This is a genomic window from Geodermatophilus sp. CPCC 205761 (assembly GCF_051383655.1).
GTDB lineage: Bacteria > Actinomycetota > Actinomycetes > Mycobacteriales > Geodermatophilaceae > Geodermatophilus.
Genome location: NZ_JALPKQ010000022.1, coordinates 1 through 12,455, shown reverse-complemented (window position 1 = coordinate 12,455; position 12,455 = coordinate 1). Strand labels below are relative to the sequence as shown.

The following is a 12,455-nucleotide window of genomic DNA, read 5'->3' as shown; positions in this document are numbered from 1 at the left end:
GCGGGGCCGGGAGGGGTCAGGGGGCGCGCGGCGGCCCGCCTCTCCGCCCCGGCCCGCCGGTCATGCCGGGACGGCGGCCAGCGAGGCCGGCGCCGGTTCGTAGCCCAGGGGCCGGCGGGTGAAGCTGCCGGTGCCGTGGGAGACCGAGCGCAGCGCCCCGGCGTAGGTGAGCAGCTCCACCTCGGGCACCTCGGCGCGGACCGTCGTCCGGTCACGGTCGGGGTCGGCGTCGCTGCCGGTGACCCGCGCGCGGCGGCCGGACAGGTCGCTCATGACCGCGCCGACGTAGTCGCCGGGCACGCCCACCTCGACCTCGCACCACGGCTCGAGGACCCGCGTGCCGGCGGCGGCCACGGCCTCCCGCAGCGCGAGGGCCCCGGCCGCCTGGAAGGCGGCGTCGGAGGAGTCCACGGAGTGCGCCTTGCCGTCGACGAGGGTGAGGTGGACGTCGACGATCGGCCGGTCGCCGGTGACGCCGCGCTCGGCCTGCGTGCGGATGCCCTTCTCCACGCTGCCGTGGAACTGGCTGGGCACCGTGCCGCCGACGATCTTCTGCTGGAAGACGACGCCCGACCCCGGCGGCCCGGGCTCGGCCTCGACCACGACGATCGCGTACTGGCCGTGCCCGCCGGACTGCTTGACGTGCCGCCCGGTGACCCGGGCCGGCCCGGCGAGGGTCTCGACCATCGGCACCCGGACCGGCACGGTCGCCACGGTCACCCCGTGCCGGACCCGCAGCCGCTCCAGCAGCACCTCGGCATGCGCCTCGCCCACGCACCACAGCAGCAGCTGCCCGGTGTCCGGCCGGCGCTCCAGCCGCACCGTCGGGTCCTCGGCGACCAGCCGGGTCAGCGCGGTGGCCAGCCGGTCCTCGTCCGACCGGGACGCCGCCTCCAGCGCGACCGGCAGCTGGGGAGTGGGCAGGTCCCAGGGCGGGACCAGGCGCGGGTCCTCCGTCGAGGACAGGGTGTCGCCGGTCTCGGCGGAGGTGAGCCGGGCGACGGCGCAGATGTCGCCGGCCGGGCAGGCGGCCACCGTGCGCAGCGTCGAGCCCAGCGGCGAGGACACCGCCCCGATCCGCTCGTCGACGTCGTGGTCGGGGTGACCCCGGTCGGCCATGCCGTGCCCGGAGACGTGGATCGGGGTGTCGGGGCGCAGGGTGCCGGAGAAGACCCGCACCAGGGAGACCCGGCCGAGGTAGGGGTCGGTGGTCGTCTTGACCACCTCGGCCACGAGCGGGCCGTCGGGGTCGCAGGACAGCGCGGGCGCGGGCTTGCCGTCGGGCCGGGTGTCCGGCGGGCAGCCGTGCTCCAGGGGGCTCGGGAACGCGGAGACGAGCAGGTCGAGCAGTTCGGGGACGCCGACGCCGGTGAGCGGTGCGGCGCACAGGACGGGGTGGAAGTGGCCGCGGGCCACCGCGGTCTCCAGGTCCGAGACCAGGTCCGCGACGGCCAGCTCCTCGCCGCCGAGGTAGCGGTCCATGAGGGTCTCGTCCTCGCTCTCGGCGATGATCCCCTCGATGAGCTCGGCGCGGAGGCGGTCGCTCTCGGGCAGCTCCACGTGCGGCTCCAGCAGGGAGACCAGCCCGGTCACGCCGCCATCGGCACCCCGCTGCAGCAGGTGCAGCGGGAAGACCCCCTCCCCGAGCATGGTGCGGCAGGCCCGCACCGCGTCGTCGACGTCGGCGCGCGGGCGGTCCAGCTGGGTGATGACGACGGCGCGCGGCATGCCGACGGCGGCGCACTCCTCCCAGAGCTGCACGGTCGTGGCGTCGACGCCGTTGACGGCGGAGACGACGAAGAGGGCGGCGTCGGCGGCGCGCAGCCCGGCGCGCAGCTCACCCACGAAGTCCGGCGACCCCGGGGTGTCCAGGAGCGTCAGCCGGTGATCGGCGTACTCGACGGTGGCCACGCCCAGCGACACCGACCGCTGCTGGCGGACCTCCACCTCCTCGCTGTCCAGGCACGTGGTGCCGTCCTCGACGCGGCCGGCGCGGGGCAGCGCCCCGGCGGCGACCAGCAGCGCCTCGGCGAGGGTGGTCTTGCCTGCGCCCGCGTGGCCCACCAGGGCCACGTTGCGGACTTTGTCGGCCGGTCGCGGCGCGGGCGCCGGCCCGTTGTCCTTGGGCACGCCGCCGCCTCAGCCGTTCGCCGGCTCGGGGAGGACGGTGCACGAGCCACCCGGGAAGAAGGTCCCGGTGTGCCCGTCGGACTCCCAGCGGACGACGTAGGGCGGAGCACCTCCCTCCCCGCGGACCTCGAGCACCTGCCCGGTCCGTTCCGGCTCTCCCTGGTGGGTGGAGTGGACGACGATCCTGTCCCCGACTCGTGCTTGCACGGCGGCCTCCCGGCGCGTTCCAGGTCTGTGGTGTGAGTCACAGCCTGCCCGCGGGGCGGGGACCGATCAAGGGCCCCCGGCCCGCGCCGGTGTGGCAGCGCGGTTGCCGCTCCCGGTGTCGTCGGGCTCCGGTTCGGCGTCGGGCTCGGCGACGGTGGCGCCGGGCAGCCGCACGGTGACGACCGTCCGGCCGGGCGCGCTGGCGACGCCGACGGTGCCGTCGTGGCCGGACACGACCGCCTGCACGATGGCCAGCCCCAGGCCGGTGCTGCCGTTGCGCCGGGACCGCGAGGAGTCCGCCCGGGCGAAGCGCTCGAAGACCTCGCCGAGCAGGTCGGCGGGGATGCCGGGGCCGTCGTCGGCCACCTCGACCACGGCCCGGCCGTCGTCGACGCGCAGCCGGGTGGTCGCCGTCGTCCCCCCGGGCGTGTGCGTCCGGACGTTGGCCAGCAGGTTGGCCAGCACCTGGTGCAGCCGGGCGCCGTCGCCGGGGACGAGCACGGCGGCGCTGGGCAGGTCCACCCGCCAGCGGTGCGAGGGGCCGGCGGCGTGCGCGTCGCTGACCACGTCCATGACCAGCGCGGTGAGGTCGACGGTGCCGGGGACCAGTTCCCGGCCGGCGTCGAGGCGGGCCAGCAGGAGGAGGTCGTCGACCAGGCCGGACATCCGCAGCGCCTCGGCCTCGACCCGGCGCAGGGACGAGTCGGCGTCGTCGGGGAGCCCGCCGCGCCGGCGCACCAGCTCGGTGTACCCGCGGATGGAGGTGACCGGGGTGCGCAGCTCGTGGCTGGCGTCGGCGACGAACTGGCGCAGCCGGGTCTCCGACGCCTGCCGGGCCGCCATCGAGGTCTCGACGTGGTCGAGCAGCCGGTTGAGGGCGGCGCCGACGCGGCCCACCTCGGTGTGCCGGTCGGTCTCGGCCGCCGGGACGCGCTCGGCCAGCCGGACCTCCCCGCTGGACAGCGGCACCTCCGCCACCCGGTCGGCGGTGACCGCCACCCGCTGCAGGGGGCGCAGGGTCCGCCCGATGACCAGCGCGGCGGCGCCGCCCGCGGCCAGCAGCCCGAGCAGCCCGGCGGCGACCTCGACCGCGACGACGCGGAGCAGCGCGGTCCGGACCGACGCGAGCGGCAGGCCGGTGACGATGACCTCGCCGTCGCCGGCCGGCGTGGCGACCAGCCGGTAGGCCCCCAGCGCGCCGAGGTCGACGGTGCGCGGCGCGCCGTCGGCGACGACGCCGGCGAGGGAGTCCGCCTGGCGGGCGGTCAGCTCCTCGCGCTGGCCCCGGGCGCCGATGACCGCGGCCTCGGTGACGACGCCGTCCGCCACCCGCGCCCCGAGGGTCCCGTCCCCCTGACCGGGGGCGAGCAGGAAGTCCGGCCCGACGCCGTCACCGACGTCGCCCCCCGGCGCCTCGTCGGCCCGGGTGGAGCGGTCGACCGCCGCGGCCAGCCGGGCGTCGACCTGACCGATGAGCTCGCTGCGCAGCGCCGCCGTGGCACCCGCCCCCACGACGGCGAGGACGACGACCAGCGGCACGAGGAAGGCCCACAGCAGGCGGGTGCGCAGCGACAGTCGTCGCGGAGTGGACACGCCACCACGGTCGACGACGGTCCTCCCGGCCGGCTGGACGCCGGCAGGGAGCTCCCTGTCCGCGGGGGTGTCGCCGCTCACAGGGAGCGGGTGCAGACTGCCCGCCTCACCGCGTCCCACCACCGGGAGGAGCAGTCCATGACCACCATCGCCGACGAGAGCAGCCCGGCGCCGTCCGGACCCCCGAGCGAGCCGCGGCTGCGCGCCTCGGACGAGGAGCGGCTGACCACCGTGCAGGAGCTGCAGGACGCGGTCGGCCGCGGCCTGCTCACCCCCGACGAGTGCAGCGACCGGATGGCGGCCGCCTTCGCCGCGGTGCACCGGGCAGAGCTCGCCCCGCTGACCGCGGACCTCCCCGCGGTGGCCGAGGACATCACCGCGCCGGGGTGGGCGACCCTGGGGCTGCTGGCGGTGGAGCAGCTGCGGAGCTCGCTGTGCCGCCCGGCCACCGACCGGCTGCACCCCACCCGGGTCGCGGTCGCGCTGGCGGTCGCCCTGCTGCTGGTGGTCGCCGTCGCCTCGCTGGCGGTGGACGTCCTGTTCGACGGCGGGGGCCGGTTCGGGGACGACTGACCCGGCGCCGTCCCCGGGCCGCTCCGGCGAGCAGCCGGAGTGGCCCGGGGACAGACTCCCCGCGTGCAGCAGACCGACCGGGGACCAGCGGCCGCGGTGCCGGACGGGCTGTCCCAGCGGGAGGCCGAGGTCCGGCGCCGGCGCGGGGAGGGCAACGTCGCCGTCAGCGCGTCCTCGCGCAGCTACGCCCGCATCCTGCGCACCAACGTCTTCTCCTTCTACAACTCGATCCTGTTCGCCATCGGCGCGGCGCTGCTCGCGCTGGGCCGCTACAACGACGCGTTCATCAGCGTCGGCCTGGGCCTGCTCAACGCGGCCATCAGCGCCGTCCAGGAGATCCGGGCCAAGCGCAAGCTCGACCGGCTGCAGCTGCTGAACCGCGCCGTCGTCACGGTCGTGCGCGACGGCGCGGACGTGCCGCTGACCCCGGAGGAGGTGGTCCGCGGTGACGTGCTGCACGTGCGCCCCGGCGACCAGGTCGTCGTCGACGGGCCGGTGCTCGACGGCGGCCGCGTGGAGGTCGACGAGTCCCTGCTGACCGGCGAGTCCGAGCCGCTGGTCCGGGAGCCCGGCCAGGACCTGCTGTCGGGCAGCTTCTCCGTCGGCGGCGAGGGGTACCAGCTCGCGCGGGACGTCGGCGCGGAGAGCCACGCGGGCCGGCTCACCGCCGAGGCCCGCCGGGCGTCGACCGACACCACGCCGCTGCAGAGCCGGATCGAGTTCGTCGTCCGGCTGGTCATGCTGCTCGTGGCGCTGATGAGCGTGACGATCCTGCTGCAGGCCGCGCTCGAGGGGCTCCCGCTCGTGCGGGTGGTGCAGACGACCGCGGTGCTCTCCGGCCTGGTCCCCTACGGCCTGTTCTTCCTCGTGGCGGTCGCGTACACGGTCGGCGCGGCGAAGAGCGCGGGGCGGGGCGCGCTGGTCCAGCGGGTGAACGCCGTGGAGTCGGTGAGCAACATCGACGTGGTCTGCACGGACAAGACCGGCACGCTCACCACCGGCCGGCTCACGCTCGCGGAGGTCCTGCCGGTCGGGGCGCTGGAGGGTGCCGCGGCCGAGCGGCTGGTCGGCTCGATGGCGCGCAGCGCCGCGTCGCCGAACCTCACCGGTGCGGCCCTGGCCGCAGCACTCCCCGGGCAGCCGTGGCAGGTGCGGGAGGAGGTGCCCTTCTCGTCCTCGCTGCGGTGGAGCGGGCTGCGCACGGACGACGGCGTCGTGGTGCTGGGGGCGCCCGAGGCGCTCGCGCCGCAGCTGTCCGGCCCACCGCTGACCGGCACGGTGAGCGGCCGGACCGCGCAGGGGTTGCGCGTCCTCGTCGTCGCCCGGGCCGCCGACCCCGGGGCGACGCTGCGCGACCCGGCCGGCCGGGCGCGGCTGCCGGCCCTGGACCCGGTCGCGGTGGTGTCCCTGGCCGACGAGCTGCGGCCGGACGTCACCGGGACGCTCGCGCGGCTCACCGGCGACGGCGTCGCGGTGAAGGTCGTGTCCGGCGACGACCCCCGGACGGTCGCCGCCCTCGCCCGGCGCGCGGGGCTCGACGGCGGCGAGCCGGTGTCCGGCGCCGACCTCGACGCGCTGACCGACCCGGAGCTGGACCGGGTCACCGCCCGGGCCGGGGTGTTCGGCCGCGTCGCGCCGGAGCAGAAGGAGCGGCTGGTCGACTCGCTGCGCCGGCAGGGCCGCTACGTCGCGATGATCGGCGACGGCGTCAACGACGCCCGGGCGCTCAAGCGGGCGCAGGTCGGCGTGGCGATGACCAGCGGCAGCGCGGTGGCCCGCGACGTCGCCGACATCGTCCTGACCGAGGACTCGCTGGCCGCGCTGCTGCCGGCCCAGCACGAGGGCCGCCGGATCATCAACGGGATCAGCACGTCGATGCAGGTCTTCCTGGCCCGGGTCGGCACCCAGGGTCTGGTGATCCTCGCGGTGACCATGCTGGGGCTGGGGTTCCCCTACTCCCCCGCGCAGGTGGGGCTGACCCTCCTCACCGTCGGGATCCCGACGCTGTTCCTCACGGCCTGGGCCCGCCCGACGCGGCCCGACCCGCACCTGCTGGCCACCGTCGGCCGGTTCGTCGTCCCGGCGGCGGTGCTGACCGCGGCGGGGGGCGTGGCGGTGTACGCGCTGCTGTACACCGGCCTCATCGCGGCCGTCGCCGATCCCCGCTTCCCCGACTTCGCCCGCGCCGAGTTCGAGCAGTACACCGGCCTGTCCTCCGACGACGTCGGGTTCGCCGAGGCGGCGGCCACGCTGGGCGCGCAGACCGGGCTGTCCACCTTCGTGTCCTTCGCCGCCTTCGGGCTGATCCTCTTCCTCAAGCCGCCGAACAAGTTCTTCGCCTCCTGGACCCGTCCGGACGGCGACCGGCGCCCGGCCGTGCTCGTCGCCGTCCTCGTCGTGGCGTTCGGGGGCGGGCTGTTCGTCCCCTGGTTCACCGACTACTTCGGGCTCACCGACGCGGCGGAGCCGGTGTTCTTCGTGGTGCTGCCCGCCCTGGTCGTCTGGTTCGCCGTCCTGAGTGCGGCCTACCGGTTCCGGCTGCTCGACCGCGCCCTGGGACTGCCCGCGCCGCGCGCCGCCGGGCGCTGAGCCGGGCCGGCGCCGCGTCGCCCCCGGAGGCGACGGCGACCACGTTGGCGAGCACGACCACGGCGATGCCGATCCACTCGCGCAGCACCAGGTGCTGGCCCAGAAGCAGCAGGCCGGCCACGGCGGCCGCGACGGGGTGGACGCTCATGAACACCCCGAAGAACCGGGGGCGGACGAACCGCAGCGCGGCCAGGTCCAGCGCGTACGGCACCGCGGACGCCAGCACCCCGGCGGCGACGGCGGAGAGCAGCGGCGCCCCGGCCAGCCGGCCGTCGGCGGCCAGCACGACGACGACGGGCAGGTGGACGAGCGCGCACGCGGAGGTGGCCAGCGCCGGGGCCTGCAGCCCGGGCAGGCGCCGGCCGACGACGCGGTTGAGGACGATGTAGGCCGCCCAGCACGCGGCGGCGAGCAGGCCGGCGCCCACGCCGAGCAGGTCGCTGGACGGGCCGGGCAGGACCAGCACGTACACCCCGGCCGCCGCCGCGGCGGCGATCAGCAGGTCCCGCCGGGTGCGGGAGCCGGCGAGCGCCACCCCGAGCGGGCCGAGGAACTCCAGGGTCACCGCGAGCGCCAGGCCCACGCGGTCGACGGCGGTGTACAGCGACAGGTTCATCGCGCCGAACACCACCGCGAGCAGGAGCACCGGCCACCACTGGCGCCACGACATCCGCGTCACCGGCGGGCGGGCCACGGGCAGCAGCACCGCGGCCGCCACCCAGTGCCGCACCGCCACCACGCCGAGCGGGCCGACGGCGTCGAACGCGGAGGCGCCGATCGCCGCGCCGGTCTGGTTGCTCGTGGCGCTCACCGTCATCGTCGCCACGCCCCGCAGCGACCCGCCCGACCGCGCCCCGTGCTCGTCCACCCGACCGAGTGTCGGCACGGCCGGGCCGCGGGGGAAATGCCGATGTCGGGGCCATCGATACGCTGGGCGTATGGATCCTGAGCTGCGTCACCTGCGGACGCTGCTCGCCGTCGTCGACGCAGGCACCTTCACCGCCGCGGCCGCCGCCCTGCACACCTCCCAGGCGTCGGTGTCCCGCACCGTGGCGGCGCTCGAGCGGGCGCTCGGCGCGCGGGTGCTGCGGCGCACGACCCGGGAGCTGGCGCTGACGACCGTGGGGACGCGGGTCGTCGGCCACGCCCGCCGGGTGCTCGAGGAGGTCGCCGCCATGCAGCGGGCGGCCACCGCGGCGCGCGCCGACCTGCGCGTCGGCTACGCCTGGGCGGCGCTGGGCCGGCACACCACCGCCGTCCAGCGGCGCTGGTCGGACAGCCACCCGGGGTCCGCGCTGGTCTTCGTCCAGTCCAACACCCCCACCGCGGGCCTGACCGAGGGCGCGGTCGACGTCAGCGTGCTGCGCCGCCCGGTCCCCGACCCGCGGCTGCGCACCGCACTGCTGGGCGAGGAGCGGCGCTACGCCGCGCTCGCCGCGGACGACGTGCTGGCCGGACGCCGCAGCGTGCGGCTCGGCGACTTCGCCGGCCGCACGGTGGCCGTCGACGTCCGGACCGGGACGACGACCGACGAGCTGTGGCCGGGGCCGGGCGGCCCCGGTGCGGTGCGCACGGTCCACGGGGTCGACGAGTGGCTGACCGTCATCGCCGCCGCTCAGGCGGTCGGCGTCACCGCCGAGGCGACGGCGCGGCAGCACCCCCGGCCCGGCGTGGTCTACCGCCCCGTCCGGGACGCACCGCCGGTCGCGGTCCGGCTCGCGTGGTGGGCCGCCAGCCCCCCGGACGAGCTGGAGCCGCTGCTCCAGCTCGTCCGCGAGCGGTACGCCGCCCCGGGCGGCCGCACCTCCTCCTGAGCGGCGGCCGGTCAGTCGTCCGAGCCGCCGGGCCGGTGACCGCCGCGGGAGCCGAGGCCGGTGCTGTGCACCCGCTCGGGAATGCGCTCGGCCAGCTCGGCCAGCCGCTCGTCGGCCTGCTCCTGGGTGAGCCGGCCGTCCTCGACGGCCGCGGCGATGCGCTCCTGCGCCGCCTCGGTCAGCGCGGTGACGAGGGTGTCCACCGCCACGCCCCGGTCCTCGGCGACGGTCGCGAGGGTGGCGCCGTCGGCCTGCAGCGCGGTGCGCAGCTCGTCCTCGGTCAGGCCCAGCGCGGTGGCCGCCGTCCCGAGGTCCAGGCGGCCGCCGTGCCCGCCGCGCCCGCCGAGGCCGGCCTCGCTCAGCGTGGCGGCCACCTCGTCGGCCTGCGCCTCGGTGAGCGAGCCGTCGGAGACCAGGCCGGACAGCGCGTCCCGGATCCGCTCGGCCGCCGACGCCGCCGCCGACCCGACGGTGTCGCTGTCGGCCAGCGCCGGCACGGCCACGGTCAGGCCGCCCAGTGCCAGCACACCGGCGGTCGTGGTGGTGATGATGAACGTCCTGCGCACGGGGGTCTCCTCGTCGTCGGCCGGGCTCTCCGGCGGTCGGGTCCCAGCGTCAGGGGCGCGCCTGTACCGGGCCTGTGTCCGGTCCGTGGCGTCCCTGTGGGTCCGGGTCAGTTGCCGGGCGGGGTCCCGCGGGGTCAGGCGATCGCCACACCCGGCAGCACGGTCGCCTCGCCGCGGACCGTCGTGGTCGAGCCGTCGGACCGGACCACCAGGCCGGTCCGGCCGGGCCGGGTGCGCAGCCAGTCGGCGGCCTCCGGGCCCAGCGCGTAGGCCGCCGTGGCGTCGATGTCGGCGTAGGTCAGCGAGGGCGCGACGACGGTCACCGAGGCGACGCCGGACGGCGGCTCGCCGGTGCGCGCGTCGACGACGCGCTGCCCGCGGCGGGCGCTGCCCGAGGTCGCCACCCCGCCCGAGCGCACGGGCACGACGGCGACCAGCCGCCGGGGGTCGCGCGGGTCCTCGATGCCGATCCGCCAGGGGGCGCCGTCGGGGTCGAGGGTGCGGCAGACCAGGTCGCCGCCGGCGGACAGGCAGAAGTCGGTCCCCGCCAGCGTGCGCAGCGGCTCCGCCGCCCGTTCGGCGGCCCAGCCCTTGACCACGCCGCTCGGGTCGAACACCTCCTCCCCCACGCCCCCGGCGCGGTACACGTCGAAGGCGCCCCGGGAGTCCCGCGTCGCGGCCGCGCCGAGGGCCAGCACCTCGGCCACCTCCGGCGGGCACTCGGCCAGGGTCAGCTCGCCCCGGCCGAGCCGGGAGACCACCGATCCGGACCGGTAGGTGCTGAAGACGGCGTCGGCGGACCGCAGCACGGCGACAGCCTCGGTCCAGGCGGCGCGGCCCTCGGGGTCGGCGGCGTGCCGGCCGCGCAGCGCCAGGCTGATCGGCATGCCCATGACGTGCGCGACGTACCGGGTGACCGGCCGCGCGCTCGCCGGGCTCCCGGTCCCGCCTCGTCGAGGGCGCCCTGCAGCGACTCGAGGTAGCCCTCGCTGGTGACGGTCGCCCCTCCGACCATGTCGACGTCGGCGCTCGGGGCTCTCCTGCCCGGCCGGCGTCGGCGGGACGGCCGGCGGCTCCCACCGGGAACCGCTGGTCGAGGTGTGCGCGTCGCTCACGGTGCTCCTTCTCTCGCTGTGGAGCACGACGGTGGCGGGAAGGACTGGGGACCAGCCGCGCGAATGCTGTACGTCTGCTGTGCGGGCCCGTGGTGGGGATCAGGTGCCGGCGTCGACCGCGGCGGTGTGCCCGGCGATCGCCGCGGCCAGCGCGGGGACCACGGCGGCCGGCAGCGCGTGACCCATCCCGGGCACGGTCACCAGCCGCGCCGACCCGACGACCGCGGCCAGGTGCGCGGCGTGCGGCGGCGGGTTGACCGGGTCCGCGGGCGCCTCGATCACCAGCGTCGGCACCCGGACGGCGGCCAGTTCGGCCCCGCGGTCGAGGCCGGACTGGTCGGCGAGGGCGTGCGCGACCGGGCTGCGCAGCGTGCCGCTGTGCGCGACGACCCGCTCCTCGAGGGCGCGGAACTCGGCGGGGTCGAACGGCAGGCCGGTCCCGTTCAGGAGGCGCCAGTGCTCGACCCGCCAGGCGAGCTCGGACTCCGCTTCGCGGTCCTCACCCATCGACGCCCAGTACTCGAGCAACCGGGGCGAGGGGCCGGGCAGGTCGCCCTCCCCTGCGACGTCGGCCAGGCCGCTGCCCAGCGCGGAGGTGGCGAGGACGGCGGCGCTGCGCAGCCGGTCGGGCGAGTCGAGGAGGAGCAGCTGCACCAGGGTGCCGCCCAGGGACATGCCGACCACGTGTGCGCGGTCGATCCCCAGGGCGTCGAGCACTCCGACGGCGTCGCCGGCGAGGTCCCGGATCGCGTACGGCGCCCGCTCGTAGGCCCGGGTGGAGCGGCCGGTGTCGCGGTGGTCGTAGCGGACCACCCGGTGCTGCCGCGCGAGCCGGTCGACCAGGGCATCGGGCCAGACGACCCCGCTGGCGTTGGCCCCCATCACCAGCAGCAGCGCCGACGCCGACGGGTCGCCCCGCTCCTCGGCCCACAGCTCCACCCCGGGCGCGACGGGGACGCGGTGCTCCATTCGGCCACTCTGGGCGGCGCCGGCCGGCCCGTCGACCGGTTTCCGTTCACCCGGACGTGATCGCTCCCCCGTTCTGGGGGTGTCCGGCACCTCCGCCTGGGGCCACTCTCTGGGGCCACAGGTCGGTGTTCAACCAGGAGCCGGGGGGCTCGCGATGGAACTGAGCGACATCATCAAGGTGGTCACCAGCGACGAGCCGATGACCGTCGACGAGCTGCAGCGCGCCGCGCTCGCGCTCAGTGGCGTGTCGGGGCTGCGCGACCTGACCACGCGCGTCGCCCGTGTCCGCGTGGCGGTCCGCCTGGAGAAGCTCGGCGCGTAGCGCCGCGTCCGAGCCGGCGCCCGCCGTCAGGGGCGCAGGACCTCGGCGGGAGGCCCGCCCCGGCGCCGGGCCGGGCCGGCTCCCTCGAGGATCCGGTGCGGGTCGGTGGCCGCGGCCAGCGCCGCCAGCCGCTCCCGGACCGCGGGCGTCGGGGTCCGGGCCAGCACGTCCGGCGTCGCGCCCACCCCGTGCGCCGGCTCCCTGCCCCCGGTCACCGGTCCGAGCGCGTCGGCGAGCTCCTCGGCGCAGGCCCGGGTCGCCGCCCGCTCCGCCGCGCCCGGGCCGCCCACCACGCGCACCGCCACCCGCGCCTCCCGGTGGCAGACGGCGCTGGGCCGCTCCGGCAGCCACGAGACCGCGCCGCCCAGCAGGCGCAGCTCCACCGCCCGGTGCGCTCCCCTGCGGACGGCGCGCAGCAGCGGCCCGACGCCGTCGGCGGGCAGCCGGTCGAGGAGCAGGGAGGACTCGCCGCCCGGCCGGAGGCCGGCGGCGACCGGGCCGAGCCCGGCGGGGCCGCGGACGGCCACCTCGTCGGCCGCGGGCCGGGCGGGCGCCCGCAGCGGGGCGGGCGCCAAGT

At 77.4% G+C, this 12,455-nt stretch carries 11 protein-coding genes and 1 pseudogene; 4 read left to right on the top strand and 8 right to left on the bottom strand.

The features are described from left to right. Positions 1–60: 60 nt before the first annotated feature. The 3 genes from MY526_RS14665 to MY526_RS14655 all read right to left on the bottom strand — a co-directional run bounded on the left by MY526_RS14665 (position 61) and on the right by MY526_RS14655 (position 3,930). Entirely contained in the window at positions 61–2,130 is a 2,070-nt protein-coding gene (locus tag MY526_RS14665) for an elongation factor G-like protein EF-G2 (protein WP_436704234.1), read from the bottom strand. 9 nt (positions 2,131–2,139) lie between these two features. Continuing rightward, entirely contained in the window at positions 2,140–2,337 is a 198-nt protein-coding gene (locus tag MY526_RS14660; RefSeq protein ID WP_436693115.1) for a DUF1918 domain-containing protein, read from the bottom strand. A gap of 66 nt (positions 2,338–2,403) precedes the next feature. Beyond that, entirely contained in the window at positions 2,404–3,930 is a 1,527-nt protein-coding gene (locus tag MY526_RS14655) for a sensor histidine kinase (protein ID WP_436704232.1), read from the bottom strand. Positions 3,931–4,068: 138 nt separating this feature from the next. Between MY526_RS14655 and MY526_RS14650 the strand changes: the two genes are divergently transcribed. Next, positions 4,069–4,503, top strand: a complete 435-nt coding sequence (locus MY526_RS14650; protein ID WP_436693119.1) for a DUF1707 SHOCT-like domain-containing protein — start codon at positions 4,069–4,071, stop codon at positions 4,501–4,503. Between the two features lie 63 nt (positions 4,504–4,566). Then, positions 4,567–7,092 carry an HAD-IC family P-type ATPase gene (locus tag MY526_RS14645; RefSeq protein ID WP_436704230.1) on the top strand — a complete coding sequence of 842 codons (2,526 nt, stop codon included), beginning with the start codon at positions 4,567–4,569 and terminating at the stop codon, positions 7,090–7,092. A 49-nt stretch (positions 7,093–7,141) separates the two neighbouring features. On the opposite strand, the pseudogene MY526_RS14640 reads toward MY526_RS14645, so the two are convergent. Further along, positions 7,142–7,708 (bottom strand): annotated as a pseudogene (locus MY526_RS14640) (EamA family transporter); the annotation flags it as partial. 322 nt (positions 7,709–8,030) lie between these two features. Here MY526_RS14640 and MY526_RS14635 point away from each other — a divergent pair. Then, positions 8,031–8,906, top strand: coding sequence for a LysR family transcriptional regulator (locus MY526_RS14635; RefSeq protein WP_436704228.1), 876 nt, complete (start codon positions 8,031–8,033; stop codon positions 8,904–8,906). 11 nt (positions 8,907–8,917) lie between these two features. Here the strand turns inward: MY526_RS14635 and MY526_RS14630 are convergent, their stop codons facing one another. The 3 genes from MY526_RS14630 to MY526_RS14620 form a co-directional block, all read right to left on the bottom strand. After that, the gene (locus MY526_RS14630) at positions 8,918–9,472 is read right to left on the bottom strand and encodes a hypothetical protein (RefSeq protein WP_436704226.1); all 555 of its coding nucleotides are present in this window, start codon (positions 9,470–9,472) and stop codon (positions 8,918–8,920) included. Between the two features lie 134 nt (positions 9,473–9,606). Beyond that, positions 9,607–10,359, bottom strand: coding sequence for an FAD:protein FMN transferase (locus MY526_RS14625; RefSeq protein ID WP_436704224.1), 753 nt, complete (start codon positions 10,357–10,359; stop codon positions 9,607–9,609). A gap of 327 nt (positions 10,360–10,686) precedes the next feature. Beyond that, positions 10,687–11,556, bottom strand: coding sequence for an alpha/beta fold hydrolase (locus MY526_RS14620; RefSeq protein WP_436704222.1), 870 nt, complete (start codon positions 11,554–11,556; stop codon positions 10,687–10,689). A gap of 154 nt (positions 11,557–11,710) precedes the next feature. Between MY526_RS14620 and MY526_RS14615 the strand changes: the two genes are divergently transcribed. Beyond that, on the top strand, positions 11,711–11,878 hold the full coding sequence (locus MY526_RS14615; protein ID WP_436693131.1) for a hypothetical protein: 168 nt from the start codon (positions 11,711–11,713) through the stop codon (positions 11,876–11,878). Between the two features lie 26 nt (positions 11,879–11,904). Here the strand turns inward: MY526_RS14615 and MY526_RS14610 are convergent. Next, a partial coding sequence (locus tag MY526_RS14610) for a hypothetical protein (protein ID WP_436704220.1) occupies positions 11,905–12,455 on the bottom strand: 551 nt, incomplete at its 5' end.